Raw genomic sequence first — 16,928 nt, 5'->3', positions numbered from 1 at the left:
TTTCTTCAGTGCTTCGGAAATTAATTGTTGTAAGTTTTTTTATGCGCTGAAAATAACACCAATTACATCTCCTCAGGTGCCTTCATACCTAATAATCTCAGAGCCTCTTTCAAGACAATCGCGGTACTTGTGATCAGCGCAATTCTGTACGACAGGTGATCTGCATCTGAAAGCACTTTGACATTACCATAAAATGAGCTGAATGTTTGAGCAAGGTCGATTGCGTACTTTGCTATAACGGAAGGGTCTAAGTCATCCGCAGCGCGCTTGACTGTCTGTGGGAACTCTTCCAATGCTCGGATGATTTCCCATTCGAAATCATTTACTTCATCCACGCTATACGGCTGTATGTCGCCAGCTTTCCTTAACACTGATTTGGCCCGTGCGTGAGCATATTGGACGTAAGGACCGGTTTACCCTTCAGTCTGGAGCATTGTTTCTAAGTTGAATTCGATGTCGTGTTTGCGGTGCTGCTTCAGATCACCGAAAATGATGGCTCCAACACCGATTGCTTCAGCAACCTCTGCTTTATTAGTCAAGTTTGGATTCTTCGTTTCGATTGTTGTCTGTGCAAGCGAAATCGCCTCATTCAGAACTTGTTCCAATAAGACGATTTTTCCTTTGCGGGTCGACATCTTTTTTCCAGCTTTCAATATAAGACCGAAAGGAATGTGTTGGATATCGTCTGCCCATTCGTAGCCCATTTTACTGAGTACTCGCTTGAATTGCGTGAAGTGGAGACTTTGTTCATTCCCAACGACGTAGAGGGATTTCACGAAATCATAGGTTTCTTTTCTATTGATTGCAGCGGTTAAATCGCGTGTGGCATATAATGTTGCTCCATCTGACTTCATAATCAAACAAGGCGGCATATCTTCATCGAGTTCAACGACAAGTGCGCCATTCGATTCTTTTAAAAGTCCTTTATCCGCCAACTCTTTAACGATTGGTTCCATCTTGTCATTGTAGTAGGCCTCGCCGTTATAGGAATCAAAGGTAATACCCAGCAAATCATAAATGCGTTGAAATTCCTTGAGGGATTCGGTTTTGAACCACTTCCATAATGCTAGCGCTTCAGTATCACCGTCTTCCAGGGCTTTGAATGCCGCTCTGCCTTCGTCGTTCAGGAAGTCGTTATGCTCCGCTTCTTCGTGGAAACGGATGTACAGCTTTAACAGCGTCTGGATTGGTGCTTGCTGCACTTCTTGTTCGTCGCCCCATTTCTGGTAGGCTGTCAGCAACTTGCCGAACTGCGTACCCCAATCGCCGATGTAATTGATTTTCACTGTCTTGAAACCATTCTTTTCAAGTAATAGTGCAATTGAATTCCCGATGACAGTGGAGCGTAGATGCCCCATGGAAAACGGTTTTGCAATATTGGGGGAAGACAAATCGATGGTGACAATCCCGTTATTACCTTCATTTGATGAACCATAGGATGCGGATTGATCTAGAATTTTTTGCAGTAGGGCACTGGTAATCGTAGAACGGTTCAGAAAGATATTCACATACCCGTTGACGGCTTCTGCTTTATGGATCAGCGGGTGATTGATTGCCAGGGCAATTTCATCGGCAATAACAACAGGTGATTTTCTAAGTTCTTTTGCGAACGGGAAGCATGGTAGAGCCAAATCGCCTAAATGAGCATGGACAGGCCTTTCAAGCATGTTTTCATTCAATGGAATCGAACTAAATTGTTGCAGTACTTGCAAGATATCCATTTTCATTGTCAACTCTCCTTTTGGTTGATGGCATAAAAAAACGTAAAAAAAGCCCTCATCTCAAATTAATGAGACGAAAGCTTACTTCCGCGGTACCACTCAAATTGCCCGTATAGGGGCCACTTCCTCATAACGGCGAGACACCGGCTTTTCCTAAAACTTTCAGAAAAGCATCTCCGAAGTGCGGTTCACAAGCATTCTTCACTGGGCTCCCACCGCCCCCAGTTCGCTGAAATAGAATCGATTGCTACTCTCTTCATCACAGATATTGTAATTGAATGTAACAAATGAAGGGTTAAGTGTCAACTAAAAGACAGATATTACTAATGGTTTAGAATAGTTTGGAAGTGTGTTCCTGTTTCTGTGTAGAACATATTATATAGTATTAAACGACATGGGAGATCTGCTTGATCTATCAGAGAGGCATTATGCAAAAAAAAAATAGATTTTAAAAAACTGTTCATAACTTTCACGTCATCTGCAACAATGACGATGATGGCGGTCAAAGCGACTAGGGAGAATGACTGTGGATATGTGGATAAGCTGTTGATTGTCGAACAAGCGGATTTTCTACCTATTTACGTCTAGAACACAACATGTTAGGGTATACAGAGAGAAACAGACACAACATATAGTATTGAACGATAGAATGGTACCGATATTGGTTTAAAAGGGAATCCGGAAAAACCGGAGCTGCCCCCGCAACTGTAAGCGCCGACGACCGCCGTATGAGCCACTGTGGAAAACTCCATGGGAAGGCTAGGTGGGTAGATTGAAGCGCTAGCCAGGAGACCTGCCTTTCATCGTCAAGCAACACTTTCTTCGGGGGTTGAGAGTGGAAGCGAACGGGATACCGTCTACCTTCTTTACTCGAAGATTACCCGCGGCCCCATTTTGTTTCCGACAACTAACCCATGAGTGATGGCTCTACCGAAACAGGTGAAGCTATCACTCATTTATATTGAAAAACGTAAAATAGCGAGCGTCTGCACATGATTCATCTACATATGGGAGGAGACAATAATTATGACAACTACAACTATAAAGACTGGCATTGATCAGTTACTAGATAAACTACAAAGTGAATTTGGAGCAAAGGAAATAATGCCCCTTATTACTGCAAGTGATCGCTGGCAACAGAAACACGCTGAGGGGACTGAGTCGGAGTGGGCGAAGGCGATGACATTAGAATCGCTTAGCAATCTAGATGAGGCGACAACGTATTGGACGTTTGTTGCTGCACGTATCCACCTCTGGGACGTTTACAATCGTCAAGAAAAGCTTCGTGGCGCAAAGGTTTATACAGACTTCGCGGAAAACGTTGCGCTTCTTGTTAATGAAGGTTTATATACACCTGTCCTAACGGAGAAATATTCAAAGGAAGATCTTGTCACTCTTGGCAATCTAATAGAACCAGAACGGGACAAGCTATTCACATATATTGGACTAAAAACACTTATGGACCGTTATGTCGCTGTTGACTTTAGCAAACAATCGGTTGAACTTCCGCAAGAGCGCTGGCTTGTCATCGCGATGACATTGATGCAAGACGAGACAACTAACCGGCTTGAAAAAGTGGCGGAATCATACTGGGCGATGAGCAGCCTCTATATGACGGTTGCAACACCGACGTTGTCGAATGCTGGAAAACCACATGGCCAGTTGTCAAGTTGCTTTATCGACACGGTCGACGATTCTTTGCAAGGCATTTATGACAGCAATACGGATATCGCTAACTTGTCGAAGTACGGTGGCGGCATTGGTGTTTACATGGGGAAAGTCCGCAGTCGTGGCTCGTCCATTCGTGGATTTAAAGGCGCTTCAAGTGGCGTACTTCCATGGATTAAACAGTTGAACAACACGGCAGTAAGCGTTGACCAACTTGGTCAGCGACAAGGTGCAATCGCCGTTTATCTCGATGTTTGGCACAAAGATATTTTCACGTTCCTTGACCTAAAATTGAACAACGGAGACGACCGCTTGCGCGCACATGATATTTTCACGGGCGTCTGTCTTCCTGATATTTATATGGAACAAGTGGATGCACGTGGAGATTGGCATTTGTTCGATCCGCATGAAGTTCGGACAATCATGGGCTATTCACTAGAGGACTTTTACGATGAGACAAAAGGTGCGGGTTCGTTCCGTGAGAAATACGAAGAGTGTGTCAATAATCCGGAGCTTAGCCGTGAAATTGTTCCTGCAATCGATCTTATGAAACGGATTATGCGCAGTCAATTGGAAACGGGAACACCGTACATGTTTTATCGTGATGAAGTAAACCGTGCGAATGCCAATAAACATGAAGGCATGATTTATTCGTCGAATCTTTGTACAGAAATCACTCAAAATATGAGCGCGACTGAATTCGAGTCTGTTACGCTCGAAGACGATATCGTTGTCACGCGTTCAAAACCAGGCGATTTCGTTGTCTGTAACTTATCATCTATCAACCTTGGACGGGCAGTTCCAGCAAGCGTTTTAGAAAGACTCATTACAATTCAAGTGCGCATGCTTGATAACGTTATCGATCTTAATAAAATACCGGTTGTTCAAGCGCAGCGTACTAACGCCCGTTACCGCGGAATCGGTCTAGGGACATTTGGCTGGCACCATTTGCTTGCCCTGCAAAACATTCAATGGGAATCAAATGAAGCAGTGGATTATGCTGATAAATTATATGAGAAGATCGCTTATTTGACGATTAAAGCTTCAATGGAACTAGCTGCTGAAAAAGGATCGTACCCATTATATGAAGGATCCGAATGGCAGTCTGGCGTTTATTTCGAAAACAAGAACTATGATTCGAAGGAATGGCGCGAACTCCGCATTGATGTTGCAACAAACGGTATGCGTAATGGCTATTTGATGGCAATTGCACCAAATAGCTCGACGTCTATTATCGCAGGATCAACTGCATCAATCGATCCGGTTTTCAAACCGTTTTATCATGAAGAAAAGAAAGATTATAAGCTTCCGGTAGTTGCACCTGATCTTAATCACAACACGTACGACGTTTACCGTCGTTCCGCTTATATCGTCGATCAACGTTGGTCAATCAAACAAAACGCAGCAAGACAGCGCCATATTGACCAAGCAATTTCATTCAACATCTATGTTCCGAATTCAATTCGCGCATCGGTTCTGCTTGAACTTCATTTGCAAGCGTGGAAGTCTGGCATGAAAACAACGTACTATACACGTTCAACTGCGACGGATATTGAAGAGTGTGAATGGTGTCATTCTTAATCGTCTACGCATCGTGGAGCGGAAACACGCAGGAAGTTGCGGAAATGATTGAAGAAACGTTAGTTGTAGAAAATATAGCTGTTACAACGTATCGAATCGGTGGGGGTGTCATTCCGAACCCCCGCGATTTTGATGCGATGATCTTCGGGTCATTCACGTGGGAGCAAGGCTCAACGCCTGACGAAGTAAAAGACTTTGTAGCGGATGTGGGGTATAAACCGGATAATGTATACGTCTTCGGAACGGGTGATACCCAATTTGGCGGCGATGCATTATTCTGCCACGCAGCGGTGAAGTTAGCGCGGTTTTACGCATCCCCTTATGAGCCGCTTAAAATCGAACAAAGCCCACGTGGCATACAGCAAGAAAAAGTAATTGAATGGTCGAAGGGAGTCATCAGACATTGGAAAAACTTAAACGAGTGAAGGTCTTAGAACCTGCACATCCAAACAAATCAACGGCTATTTTCGGTGGGGAAGCGAGTGGTATCCTCAACTGGAACGACATCGCACATCCGCATTTCTATACACTACGTCAACAAATTCGTTCACTATTCTGGACGGCGAATGAAGTCGATATGACACAAGACGTCAAGCAATTCTCGTCGCTGACAAAGCCAGAACAAGACGCATTTCTTAAAATCATTGGCTTGCTCGCGACACTTGACGGACCACAGACGACAATCGCTTTGAAAATGGCAGATTACACAACCGATCCTTCTGTTAAATCAATTATGGCTACAATCGCCGATCAGGAAAGTGAACATAATCACAGTTACGCTTATGTACTTTCATCGGTTACCACACTTAATAAGCAAATGGCTTCCTTTGAAATGGGCCGCTCAGACGAAGTGCTGTTAAAACGGAATGAGCGCATTGTAGAAGTCTACAACGACTTCGCCGAGCGTCCGACAATTGAATCAGCATTGAAAGCGATGGTCTATACGACGCTGCTTGAAGGGCTATTTTTCTATAGTGGGTTTGCATTCTTCTACAATCTCGCGCGCAATCAGAAAATGGTCGGTACTTCGACAATGATTTCGTATATTAATCGTGATGAATTGCAACATGGTAAAGCAATTAGTGACATATTCCGTGCAGCACTTGCAGAAAATCCTAATTATAATACAGATGAATTCACGGAATGGATTTACGATCAGTTCAAACATTCGGTTGAACAGGAAGTCATCTGGAGCCGTTATGTACTTGCAGATATTGAAGGTATCGACCTTGCCGAAATGGAAGGGTATGTGAAATATCGCGCGAACAAAATGCTTCGCATGCTCGGACTTAGTGAAATTTATCCCGAGTACACTGACAATCCAATGAAGTGGATCCGCGCATATGTCGACAGTTTCGACGATACAAAAACCGACTTCTTCGAACAATCTTCACGGCAGTATGTTAAAACAAGCGATCTTAATGGCTTTGATGATTTGTGAATGAAAAAAGCACACAACATGAGTTGTGTGCTTTTTTACGATTAAATAGTTTGAAATGAAGATTCCCTTCAAATCCTTGGTAGTATGGCGGAAAATACATTGTACCAGTTACTGAAACAATTTGTGCCCTTCGAATTGTGGCAGCAGCTGGTACCACATACCGATATAAAAAGGACATACTAAACACTCTCCAGGGGAGTATAGGTACTAAAAAAATAATCCCATCACAAGCGTGTTGTAATAAACACCATCAATTAATGTATCTTTTAAAACGAGGCCTTCTTTTTCAAATCCAAGTTTTTCATACAATTCAATAGCTAGATTATTATCTTCTCTAGTGACGAGACTAATTTTGTTAGTGACTCCGTTTGAGGCTGCCCACTGGATTAGTTGTTCCATCATTTTCCGGCCTAATCCTTGCCCGGTAAACTGTTCGCTAATAACAATACCTAACGTTCCGACATGCTTAATTCTATTCTTCTGGCTAGAGTTAATAGATGCAATGCTTATAATTTTATCATTTACGGTTGCTAGTAAAATAATGGAGTTTTGTTCCAGTCGTGTAGATTCTAGAAACTCTTTATATGTTTCTGCTTTTTGATTAAATTCATTTTTTCCGAATGAAAGAAAGTCTGTTTCTCCGCCTACGACATTATAGAAATCAACCATATGTTGGGCATGTTCTGTAGTCGCCTCTGTTATCATTACTTCATCGCCGTCTTTTAAATGGAATTTCATCATTACCCTCAGCTACTTTCTAGTTTGAATGGCTACCAAAGTTTGATAGTACCTCAAGTGGAACAATGGAGTCTACTTATTGAAAAAATCCATCTCTATATATTCGGCACTACTTATTTGGAGTTAACTGGGTCGCACGTATAGCGAACAAATCTAGCGAAGGAGCGACACTAATGAAAGGCAGCCCAATGTCGCCGCGTCCTGAGGCAAAGGCTGCACACCCGCATCCTGCAGGCGCCGAGGCAATTAGACTGACAGTGTTCTTCTGGCGGGCTTATTGCGTAAGGCCATCACCAAGCGACTAAGCGGCATTGGAAGAACATTCTAGTCGTTAAGTGCCGACTATATAGTTTATCCAAAGACAGCTTTTCCCCCGAAATAGGGCAAACCCTACTACATTCATTAATTCCTGTCTTGTATACTTTTACTGGGAATAGTTCCCGGTAAAATGGAGATTAGGAGGAAACTATAATGAGTCAATTAACACTTGATACACAAGTTTGCGATATCGTCACGGTGCTCCCTAAAAGTGCAGATTTATTTAGATGTCTGCGCATCGACTTTTGCTGTGGAGGGAAAATAGCTTTAAAAGATGCTGCAGAAGAACGAAAACTTAACCCAGAAGATGTTTTAAATAGCATCAAGGAAATGGAAAAGACATGGGGGAAACAGGGTGGAATGGACCCGATATCATTCAATTCAAAAACACTTGTTGCCTATATTCAAAGAAGGTATCACGATGGACTGCGGGATGAGTTTTTACTCCTTGCACCGTACATTACGAAAGTTTCCCGTGTTCACGGGGAAAATCAACCGCATCTCCTTCGTGTTCAAGAAATCTTCAAAGAATTACGTAGCGAACTCCTTGACCATACGGCAGATGAAGATGAGAATGTCTTCCCACTCATTCTAAAGTTTTTAGAAAAGCCTACACCTGAACTAAAAGAGAAAGTTAAACCATATATATTGGAACTCGAGAGAGAGCATGAGAATGCAGGGGAATTATTAGCTGAATTACGCGATCTTACAAATAACTTCATGCCTCCAGATGGTGCGTGCGGAACATATAGACTCGTATACGCACGTCTTGCACAACTCGAAAAAGACACGTTTGATCATGTTCATCTCGAAAATAACAATTTATTTGACCGTGTGCGGGCCGCACTTTGATTTACTAAAGAAAACGCTTTAAAAAACCACCTCATGGGGTGGTTTTTTAGCGTGGAACCATTCCACTATGTCCGTTATGATAGAAGAAAAGGGGTTTGGGATAAAATGAGACGACTCTTATTAGTTATTTCCATCCTGCTTATCCTTGCGTCATGCACAAAATCAGAGGCTGACGAAAAAACAGAAATCCTTGTGGCGGCAGCTTCAAGTATGACGCCGGCGCTAACTGAAATTGCAACCGAATTTGAAAAAGTCAACAAAGGTATTCAGGTCACGTTCACTTTCGGTTCGTCTGGTAAGCTTGCACAACAAATCAAAAATGGTGCACCCGTCGATGTTTTCATTTCCGCAAGTAGTTCGGATATGGACAAACTTGAAAAGAACAGTAAAATTGAATCGGATACGCGAATAGACATCACAAGCAATACGTTAGTTGTTATTCGCCAAAAAGATGGAGATAATTCGCTGTTGAATGAAGAGAATCCGTTTACGTCCCAAATCGACCACTTTGCCATCGGTAACCCGGACACTGTACCTGCGGGTGTTTACGCAAAAGAAGCGCTCACAAAACTTGGCGAATGGGAGGTACTCGAACCTAAATTCGTCTTCGGCAAGGATGTCCGCCAAGTATTAACCTTTGTGGAGACAGGTAATGCCGAGATGGGCATTGTTTTCACAAGTGATGCCCACTCGTCTAATAAAGTAGAAGTCATTTCGGAAATTGATCCAACATTGCATTCATCAGCTGTCTATCCCGGTGCACTAATCTCTGCGACAAAACAGCCGAAAGCAGCTAGCACATTTCTTGATTATATGAAGACACCAGAAGTACAAAAAATACTAGTAGATTTCGGATTTACAAACTAAAAGGAGGAACACTGCCAATGGGAGAAATCAGTTACGGGCCGCTCATGCTCTCTATCAAAGTCGCGGCCATTGCGACAATTATCGTTTTTCTCACTGGCACGTTCCTCGCACGCATATTTGCACGGAAAAACTTCTTAGGGAAGACAATCATTGAAGCGTTTTTCCTGTTACCACTTGTATTACCGCCGACGGTCGTTGGATTCGGACTGCTTATCCTATTTGGAAAAGATCAGTTTCTTGGAAAATGGCTGTATGATTACGCACATCTTCAAATCGTTTTCTCCTGGATTGGAGCCGTTATCGCTTCGACAGTAGTCGCTTTTCCACTCATGTATCAAAGTGCGTCAGCTGCATTCAAACAAGTCGACGGAAAATTGGAGGCCGCGGCTCATACACTAGGTGCTTCAAAATGGCGCGTCTTCCGCACAATCACATTACCGCTAGCCTGGCCGGGTTTACTTGCGGGCTTCGTCCTTACATTCGCCCGCGCACTCGGCGAGTTTGGTTCGACACTGATGATTGCAGGCTATATCCCTGGTCGAACGGACACCATTCCCATGGCCATCTACTTTGCGGTTGAAGCCGGTGATATGCAAACAGCAACATTTTGGGTGATTATTATCGTCGCACTTGGATTTTCCACAATTCTCTGGCTAAGTTGGTGGTCGAATCAGAATTTGCGGCGTTTCACTGTGAAAAGGAAAGGGGGAGCCCCTCGTAATGTTTGACGCACATCTCATTAAAGATTTGCCGGATTTTAAAATCGATGTGGCGATTAAAGCGGCTAAAGGAGAAGTGAGCGTCTTATTTGGACCATCCGGTTCTGGAAAGACGACATGTCTAGATATGATTGCTGGTCTTACTCTACCAAACTTAGGCCATATCCATATGGGGGAAAACACTTACTTTTCATCCAACCAAAAACCATGTCCAACTGAAAAACGAAGTGTTGGATATGTCATGCAGGACTATGCGTTATTCCCTCATATGACTACAGAAAAAAATGTTCAGTATGGTATGAAGTCTGCACAGAAATCCGAAAAAGCACTTGCGCTGCTCGATCAATTCGGAATAAGTCATCTGCGAAATGCCTATCCCCATGAAATGTCTGGTGGGGAAAAACAGCGAACTGCAATTGCACGTGCGCTTGCGACGGAACCTGATATTCTTCTTCTTGATGAACCCCTATCGGCATTGGACGATAAAGCACGGCATGACGCGCTTACAGTCATTACGGATATTCAGCGTAATTTGAATATCCCCATTATCATGGTGACTCACAATTGGACAGAAGCGGAAAAAGTTGCAACACGTATATATAAAATTGAACAAGGCCGCTTTATCTAGTCCGCTTTGGATAGATAAAGCAGCTATTTATATTGCTCGGTCGTGCATTGTTTATGAGTGGTTGCGTGTTCCCCTGTTTACTAGGAACATCCCTACTAGGAAGACTCCTTAACTGAACGTACAATTAGAAGTATGTGAATGAACAAATTTTTGATTCCCGTCAATCCAAAGAGTAAGGGGGCTGTGCCGTTGAATTATGTTTGAGGAAGCCGTATTCTTTATGAATGCTCCCCCATCTAAAATGCTAACGCATTTTTGAGGAAGGGGTTTCTGTCGTGTCGATGTATTCTCCTAAAATCTAAGCGAACCTGAACGATTAACGAGCAGTGGGGCTGTCACTTTGGCGGTCTACTAACGCCCAGACCCTCTATCCCATTGGTCTTGCCGTTGGGACTTCTTTTATATAACAATTGATTTTGGGTTCCAAACATTCACTGTTTCAATATTGAAATCAGTTTCTTTTGTTAACCTATACAATGCTTTCTTCAAAATATTTGCAGCACCATTCACATCAGCGTTGATTAACCAATTTCGACCCGAGCAATACAGACCTCTTTTAATACGCTTACCAGAGAACGGTTTCTTCGTATCACTTTCGGCATAAGTGGGAATATCGTCACCATCAAGAAAACTAGCTTTGGAGGTGTAGGATTCCTCGGTTAAAACAACATTAATTCCATATTGGGCAGCTTTATAGTCAATCATGTTGATAAGCAAGTTATGTGGAATACTAACAAATGATTGATTATTTTGTTTCCCTATATTGATTTGTTGTTTCCAATCTTTGTTTTTACCGATTATGATCGTGTTTGTTTTCTCTTCCAGTGCGATTTTAACGATAGTGGTGCTTGCTTTGTGAAAAATATCTTTGATTTTCAACTGTCTTTTTTGATGTAACCTTTCCAATTGTTTAGAAGTGTAAAAGCCTTGTTTTGGTTGTTTTCCTTGTCTTAAAACGCCAAGGAAATGTGCTTTTTGTTTATTGAAATATTGATTGACAGATTTGACGTTTTTGCCCTTGACTAATACAGGTCTACGACCTGTGTTAGTCACAATGGTTGCAAGATTATCAATGCCTAAATCAATACTCGTGAATCTACCGTTATCTTCTAATTGAAGCGCTTCGGAAGGAACTTCCATTACTAATTCAACAACATATTGGTTGTATTTTGGAATCACACGGACTTGTTTCAATCTACCATCAGCACAACCCAATTTTCCAATGTTCAATTGTTCCTTTGTCTTTGGGAACTTTAAAAACCGATTGTTTTTTATGGCACAATTTTGGTTTGTGAAAGTGATTTCTTTCTTGGACGCACGACTGTAAGTAGGTATTTTAGGAACTGCTTTGTATTTGGATGGATTTAGTTTGTAATCTTTTAAACTAGCGTAAAATGATTTCCAATTTTGGAACACAGTCTTCATAACAGATTGGCTCGACTGTGCAGGTAGTGAACGATAATCCTTTTGACCAATTAATTTAAATAAAGCATCCAAAAAGTTGTAATTAACATAGGGTTGCTCTTGTGAAGGCTTTTCAAATAAATTACACTTCACTTCTTTTCGTTTTTCTTCAGGTTTTGATTGTTCCTTTTCATTTTTCTTGTAAAAAGTAGCCGTCTGAACTTCATTTATTTTAAACAAATTATCTTCAATCGTGCTCAAAACTTCAATTTGTAAAGGTTGGAGTGGTTTATCTTGGGTTAATCCAGTGTAAACCTGCCTTATATAAAAGTTCGTTGTGTTGTGCATGTTTTTAGCGTTTTGAGTCATTTCTTGAAAGTAAGGAAACAACCGATGTCCTTTTTTAATCCAAATTTGACGAGTCTTATAATTTTTAGGAGAATCTTTTTCCAAAGTCATAATAGTTCAGCTCCTTATATCTAGTATATCGAACATATGTTCAAAGAGCTATTTTTACGATTCACAATGCAAACAAAAAGCATCAATTCACCCCCTCCTTAATTTCTATCGAAATTTGAAGAAGGGGTACTCTTGACAAAACTGATAGAAAGAACAGTTTGAATTAAATAGTAGGAAAGGGGCAACCGCCTTTTTTCTATATAAGGAGTAAAAAGGGATGAATGGACAGAACGATTTTAATTACCAACAGGAAATGGGACGTCTGCGGGACCATTTCGCCTTTGACTTTGTCGGGTTGGCACTTGTCCAATCGGTAGAGTTCCGGTTCGAGCTGAAATGGGTATTTACTATAGGAAATCGAAGTAACCGTTATCGAAGAATCGTTTTACAAACTGGTAAAGGTATTGTAGGTCATGTTTTTAAGACAGGCAAACCGCTCCTTGTAGAAGATGCGGAAAAAATGATTGGAAGAAAAGACCTGTATAATTATCCGATTATCGTAGCAGAAGGGTTGAAAAGTTTTGGTGCAATCGCGCTTTATGAATATAATCGAGTAAAAGGTGTGTTACTTGTAGGTTACCGTACCGAAGAGAAATTGACGCTAGAATGTTTTACGGAATTTAAACAGGTGGTTGGTCCGACGTTTGGCCAATTTTTTAATAAGGAGATGGTTGGAAATTGAAGAGTATGAGTGAATTTCAATTGACGGATCTGTTGATGAAGATGTATGGCAATTCTGCAGAGGCCATCTTCTTTTTTGACCGTACTGGAAAGGTACTCACAATGAATAGCGCTGCCGAACTCATTTTGAATGCGGAAGTACTCGATAGCATGGCGGCAGGCGATGCAGAGGCGATATGCATGTCCTGTAAAGGTTATACGAATGAACAAGAGCTTCAGACATGCATATCGTGTTATTTGAAGAGCCCAGATGAAGATTTCAGTTCGTTCCAAGTGTACTTGGACACCAAGGGCAAAGGGGTTATTCCTTACACGGCTAGTTATCAAACGATTGACGTGGAAAACGGGATCCGTGTATTCATGCTCCGTGATTTGACGAAACAATATAAAACACAGGAAATGCTTAATCAGAAAATGATTACGAAAAATATCATCAAAGCCCAGGAAGACGAGCGAAAACGGATTTCGAGGGAGTTGCATGATGGGGTGGCGCAGGAAGTGCTTAGTTCACTAGTTGAACTTCGTGTATTGAAATATATGAATGTCGATGCAGAAGTGTTAAAAAAAGTGCAGCAGACAGAAGGCTCACTCATGCGGTTATTGGACGATATCCGTCATCTATCCGTCGAACTAAGACCAGCGACACTTGATGATTTAGGGATGGAAGCTGCATTTAGAACACATTTTAAATGGATGGAAAAAAACTACGGACTTGTCGTCCATTTTACAGCGGAGCTGGACTCGAAAAGATACGAAGGTGAAATTGAAACAGTCGTTTACCGGGTTTGCCAGGAAGCGGTGTTTAATGCACTAAAATACGCAGGCACTGAGGATCTTACTGTTAGGCTATTTGAAGATGATGGGTATTTGAAGTTACATGTTATCGACGAAGGAATCGGATTTAATTTGAACGCGATTCATCCAAAAGGTACAGGTCTTGGTCTATATGGGATGAGGGAACGGGCAGAGTTGGTTGAAGGGCGAACGACTGTCCTTACTGAACCTGGAAAAGGGACGAGTGTACGACTGGAAATACCATTGTATGAAGGGGGGAAATACGCTTGAAAATTATAATTGCGGATGATCACGCGGTCGTTCGTAGCGGGTTCATGCATATTTTGAACTTCCAACACGATATGGAGGTGATTGGGACCGCTGCTGATGGACTTGAGGCGTATGATCTGGTTGCGAAACTCCGTCCAGATCTTTTGCTTATGGATTTGAGCATGCCACCGGGAGAAAGCGGACTAATTGCGACAGGGAAAGTATCAGAAGACTTTCCCGAAACGAAAATCCTTATTCTGACGATGCATGATGACGAGGAGTATTTATTCCACGTTTTAAAGAATGGAGCATCTGGCTATGTGTTGAAAAATTCACCGGATGAGGAATTGCTCGCCGCGATTCGTATTGTTTACGAGGGAGGGACATATATTCATCCTTCAATGACGACTTCGCTCGTTCGAGAATTCATCAAAAAAGACACGGATAGTATTGAAACGGATCCATTTAAGATTTTATCGAAACGTGAAATTGAAGTTCTCCCACTTGTCGCAAAGGGATATGGCAATAAAGAAATTGCAGAGAAATTATATATCTCTGTCAAAACGGTGGAGGCACATAAATCGAAAATCATGGAAAAGCTCCAATTGAAGGGCAGACCTGAACTTGTCGAGTATGCGCTGAGGAAAAAGTTTTTGAATTTTTAACATTGGGATCTCTGTACGATGACAGGGGGGCGGAAATATGGAACACCGTTATTCAAGGCAAATAGTGTTCAAACCTGTAGGCGAAATGGGACAAGGTAAGTTAAGTTCATCTCATGTGGTAATTGTTGGTTGTGGAGCATTAGGTTCAGCTGTTTCAGAGATGCTTGTCCGTGCGGGAGTAAGAAAGCTGACGATTGCGGATCGGGATTATGTTGAGCCTTCGAATCTGCAAAGACAACAGCTTTTTACTGAACAAGATGCGCGGGATGGTGTACCGAAAGTGGTTGCTGCTGAAGCGCGATTAAGGATGATCCGCGAAGATATTGACATTGTAACTGTGCTAGATCATGTAGATGGTCCGCTTATGGAGCAGATTACTGAAGACGTTGATTTAATCATGGATGCGACGGATAATTTTGAAACGCGTCTGTTGATAAATGATTGCGCATGGAAAAAGAATACTCCATGGATCTATGGCGCATGTGTGGGCAGTTCGGGTACAGTTTTTCCATTTGTGCCAGGCGAGTCAGCCTGTTTCCGCTGCTTGCTGCCGGTTTTACCATCGGTTAATGAAACCTGCGATACGTCAGGAATTATTGCGCCTGCAGTTCAAATTACGGCGGCGCATCAAAGTGCTGAAGCGCTGAAGTGGTTAACGGGGAATAAGGATGCTATGCGCAAGAAGCTATTCCATTTTGACGTTTGGAACAATACGCATGTAGAAGCAGGTATTTCACGTCTGCGGAACGAAGTATGTGAGACATGCGGAAATGCGCCGACATATCCTGCACTGCACCGTGTAGAGGGGGCTGGATATGCGGTGCTATGCGGTCGGGATACCGTACAAATTATCCCGGGTGTAAGTCGTTTATTGACGATTGCGGATGGAGAAGCAGTCGCCAAAAGGTTGGGGGAGCCCTATAAGGTGACGCCGTTTTTCATGGAATTTCATGCGGAAGGGTATCGCTGTATTTTATTCGGCAATGGTCGTTTATTGATTCATGGATTAAAGGATCTAAAAATAGGCCGTAAATTGTACCATCAGTTTTTTGGGTGAATTGGAGGAATAGGCTTGTCGCACATGAATGAAACGGATAAAGGGGAAAAACTCATTTTTTGCGTGTTGACGACGAGTGATACGCGTACTGTATCGAATGACAAAAGTGGCTCGATAATCCGGCAAAAACTCGAATCGATGGGGCACGATGTTTTTGAATCACGGATATGTCGAGATGACAAGATGGAAATTGAGTCGATCATCGAAGAATGGTTACGGAATAAGGCCGTTAATGCCATCATTTCAACGGGTGGGACTGGCATCGGCTTCCGTGACGTCACGATTGAAACTGTAGTGCCTTTTTTCACAAAAAGGATAGATGGATTTGGTGAATTGTTTCGTTATTTGAGCTACACAGAAGATGTTGGATCGAAGGCATTATTAAGCAGAGCGGCAGCGGGTGTAATTGAAGAGAAGGCGTTTTTCGCACTCCCGGGATCTGTGAAAGCCGTTGAACTAGCGATGGACAAGCTGATTTTACCTGAAATCCATCATATTGTTCATGAGCTGACAAAGCACTTGAAGGGATGAAAAACGCAAAGATGCGTTAAGCGTCTCTGCGTTGAAAATCACCGTTTTTCCCACCGGTTTTCCGAAGGAGCATTGTCGGACCGATAACAATTTCTTTACCGGCTGATTTGCACATATCGTAAATGGTGAGTGCAGCAACGGAAGCGGCAGTAAGTGCCTCCATTTCAACGCCAGTCACGCCTTTCGTCTTCACTTCAGCTTCGATTACTACTTCATAATGGGCAGCGGATTCATCGATGTTCCATTCAAACCGAATATTGACACCTGTTAGTGGAATTTGGTGGCACATGGGAATGATGGACGATGTGCTTTTTGCTGCCATAATAGCCGCGACTTGGGCAACTGCGAATACATCGCCTTTTTTATTGGACCCTTCTGTTACTTGTGAATGAATTAGTTCATTGACGATGATGGATGACGTTGCGATTGCTGTCCGAACTGTTTCTGCTTTATGGGAAACGTCGACCATTTTCGCACGGCCCTGTTCGTTGAAATGTGTGAGCTCTGACAATGGAGTCATTCCTTTCATACCGTACATAATAATTTCAGTATAG

At 42.4% G+C, this 16,928-nt stretch carries 15 protein-coding genes, 1 pseudogene, 1 riboswitch and 1 other annotated feature; of the genes and pseudogenes, 12 read left to right on the top strand and 4 right to left on the bottom strand.

Annotated features, from left to right (window positions below; all coding sequences use genetic code 11):
* Nucleotides 1-62: 62 nt before the first annotated feature.
* Nucleotides 63-1,727, bottom strand: a pseudogene (argS, locus tag H2672_RS01365) (arginine--tRNA ligase).
* Nucleotides 1,728-1,787: 60 nt separating this feature from the next.
* Nucleotides 1,788-1,993, bottom strand: a binding site (T-box leader).
* Between the two features lie 360 nt (nucleotides 1,994-2,353).
* Nucleotides 2,354-2,536: riboswitch (cobalamin riboswitch) on the top strand.
* A 211-nt stretch (nucleotides 2,537-2,747) separates the two neighbouring features.
* Here argS and H2672_RS01360 point away from each other — a divergent pair.
* The 3 genes from H2672_RS01360 to H2672_RS01350 are packed head-to-tail and all read left to right on the top strand — an operon-like array spanning nucleotide 2,748 to nucleotide 6,411.
* Nucleotides 2,748-4,970, top strand: a complete 2,223-nt coding sequence (locus H2672_RS01360) for a ribonucleoside-diphosphate reductase subunit alpha (RefSeq protein ID WP_186668141.1) — start codon at nucleotides 2,748-2,750, stop codon at nucleotides 4,968-4,970.
* Nucleotides 4,955-5,395 carry a flavodoxin gene (locus tag H2672_RS01355; RefSeq protein WP_186668139.1) on the top strand — a complete coding sequence of 147 codons (441 nt, stop codon included), beginning with the start codon at nucleotides 4,955-4,957 and terminating at the stop codon, nucleotides 5,393-5,395. The genes H2672_RS01360 and H2672_RS01355 overlap by 16 nt, the downstream gene beginning before the upstream one ends.
* Nucleotides 5,374-6,411: a ribonucleotide-diphosphate reductase subunit beta gene (locus tag H2672_RS01350; RefSeq protein ID WP_255485234.1), complete on the top strand. Its 1,038-nt coding sequence runs from the start codon at nucleotides 5,374-5,376 to the stop codon at nucleotides 6,409-6,411. Before H2672_RS01355 ends, H2672_RS01350 begins: the two co-directional genes overlap by 22 nt.
* A gap of 207 nt (nucleotides 6,412-6,618) precedes the next feature.
* Here the strand turns inward: H2672_RS01350 and H2672_RS01345 are convergent, their stop codons facing one another.
* A complete protein-coding gene (locus H2672_RS01345; RefSeq protein WP_186668135.1) occupies nucleotides 6,619-7,152 on the bottom strand; it encodes a GNAT family N-acetyltransferase in 534 nt (177 codons plus the stop codon).
* Between the two features lie 468 nt (nucleotides 7,153-7,620).
* On the opposite strand from H2672_RS01345, the gene ric reads away from it, so the two are divergent.
* The 4 genes from ric to H2672_RS01325 are packed head-to-tail and all read left to right on the top strand — an operon-like array spanning nucleotide 7,621 to nucleotide 10,533.
* Complete coding sequence (ric, locus tag H2672_RS01340; RefSeq protein ID WP_186668134.1) at nucleotides 7,621-8,319, top strand: iron-sulfur cluster repair di-iron protein; 699 nt, start codon at nucleotides 7,621-7,623, stop codon at nucleotides 8,317-8,319.
* Nucleotides 8,320-8,370: 51 nt separating this feature from the next.
* Nucleotides 8,371-9,186 (top strand): molybdate ABC transporter substrate-binding protein, encoded by an 816-nt coding sequence (gene modA / locus H2672_RS01335; protein WP_186668132.1) that lies wholly within the window; start codon nucleotides 8,371-8,373, stop codon nucleotides 9,184-9,186.
* A 17-nt stretch (nucleotides 9,187-9,203) separates the two neighbouring features.
* Nucleotides 9,204-9,914 (top strand): molybdate ABC transporter permease subunit, encoded by a 711-nt coding sequence (modB, locus tag H2672_RS01330; RefSeq protein WP_186668130.1) that lies wholly within the window; start codon nucleotides 9,204-9,206, stop codon nucleotides 9,912-9,914.
* On the top strand, nucleotides 9,907-10,533 hold the full coding sequence (locus H2672_RS01325) for an ATP-binding cassette domain-containing protein (protein WP_186668129.1): 627 nt from the start codon (nucleotides 9,907-9,909) through the stop codon (nucleotides 10,531-10,533). Before modB ends, H2672_RS01325 begins: the two co-directional genes overlap by 8 nt.
* A gap of 399 nt (nucleotides 10,534-10,932) precedes the next feature.
* Here the strand turns inward: H2672_RS01325 and H2672_RS01320 are convergent, their stop codons facing one another.
* Entirely contained in the window at nucleotides 10,933-12,390 is a 1,458-nt protein-coding gene (locus tag H2672_RS01320; protein WP_255485245.1) for an RNA-guided endonuclease InsQ/TnpB family protein, read from the bottom strand.
* Between the two features lie 223 nt (nucleotides 12,391-12,613).
* Here H2672_RS01320 and H2672_RS01315 point away from each other — a divergent pair, with 223 nt between their 5' ends.
* From H2672_RS01315 to H2672_RS01295, 5 genes are read left to right on the top strand one after another with little or no spacing between them, the layout of a single operon-like run.
* Nucleotides 12,614-13,078, top strand: a complete 465-nt coding sequence (locus H2672_RS01315) for a GAF domain-containing protein (protein ID WP_186668124.1) — start codon at nucleotides 12,614-12,616, stop codon at nucleotides 13,076-13,078.
* On the top strand, nucleotides 13,075-14,142 hold the full coding sequence (locus H2672_RS01310; protein ID WP_370569573.1) for a sensor histidine kinase: 1,068 nt from the start codon (nucleotides 13,075-13,077) through the stop codon (nucleotides 14,140-14,142). Before H2672_RS01315 ends, H2672_RS01310 begins: the two co-directional genes overlap by 4 nt.
* On the top strand, nucleotides 14,139-14,786 hold the full coding sequence (locus tag H2672_RS01305) for a response regulator (RefSeq protein ID WP_186668122.1): 648 nt from the start codon (nucleotides 14,139-14,141) through the stop codon (nucleotides 14,784-14,786). The genes H2672_RS01310 and H2672_RS01305 overlap by 4 nt, the downstream gene beginning before the upstream one ends.
* Before the next feature lie 37 nt (nucleotides 14,787-14,823).
* Nucleotides 14,824-15,843: a ThiF family adenylyltransferase gene (locus H2672_RS01300; protein ID WP_186668121.1), complete on the top strand. Its 1,020-nt coding sequence runs from the start codon at nucleotides 14,824-14,826 to the stop codon at nucleotides 15,841-15,843.
* 24 nt (nucleotides 15,844-15,867) lie between these two features.
* Entirely contained in the window at nucleotides 15,868-16,374 is a 507-nt protein-coding gene (locus H2672_RS01295) for a MogA/MoaB family molybdenum cofactor biosynthesis protein (RefSeq protein ID WP_186668363.1), read from the top strand.
* Nucleotides 16,375-16,390: 16 nt separating this feature from the next.
* Here the strand turns inward: H2672_RS01295 and moaC are convergent, their stop codons facing one another.
* Complete coding sequence (gene moaC, locus H2672_RS01290; RefSeq protein ID WP_186668119.1) at nucleotides 16,391-16,885, bottom strand: cyclic pyranopterin monophosphate synthase MoaC; 495 nt, start codon at nucleotides 16,883-16,885, stop codon at nucleotides 16,391-16,393.
* Nucleotides 16,886-16,928: the final 43 nt, after the last annotated feature.

Source organism: Sporosarcina sp. BP05 (genome assembly GCF_014282005.1).
Taxonomy (GTDB): Bacteria; Bacillota; Bacilli; order Bacillales_A; family Planococcaceae; genus Sporosarcina.
The sequence above is the reverse complement of the archived record's forward strand: the minus strand, read 5'-3'. Positions and strand labels throughout refer to the sequence as shown.

Bases quoted from the DNA above. Each gene is read 5' to 3' on its own strand.
- H2672_RS01360 (WP_186668141.1), top strand. From the start codon at position 2,748: ATGACAACTACAACTATAAAGACTGGCATTGATCAGTTACTAGATAAA.
- H2672_RS01355 (WP_186668139.1), top strand. From the start codon at position 4,955: ATGGTGTCATTCTTAATCGTCTACGCATCGTGGAGCGGAAACACGCAG.
- H2672_RS01345 (WP_186668135.1), bottom strand. From the start codon at position 7,152: ATGATGAAATTCCATTTAAAAGACGGCGATGAAGTAATGATAACAGAG.
- ric (WP_186668134.1), top strand. From the start codon at position 7,621: ATGAGTCAATTAACACTTGATACACAAGTTTGCGATATCGTCACGGTG.
- modB (WP_186668130.1), top strand. From the start codon at position 9,204: ATGGGAGAAATCAGTTACGGGCCGCTCATGCTCTCTATCAAAGTCGCG.
- H2672_RS01325 (WP_186668129.1), top strand. From the start codon at position 9,907: ATGTTTGACGCACATCTCATTAAAGATTTGCCGGATTTTAAAATCGAT.
- H2672_RS01315 (WP_186668124.1), top strand. From the start codon at position 12,614: ATGAATGGACAGAACGATTTTAATTACCAACAGGAAATGGGACGTCTG.
- H2672_RS01300 (WP_186668121.1), top strand. From the start codon at position 14,824: ATGGAACACCGTTATTCAAGGCAAATAGTGTTCAAACCTGTAGGCGAA.
- H2672_RS01295 (WP_186668363.1), top strand. From the start codon at position 15,868: ATGAATGAAACGGATAAAGGGGAAAAACTCATTTTTTGCGTGTTGACG.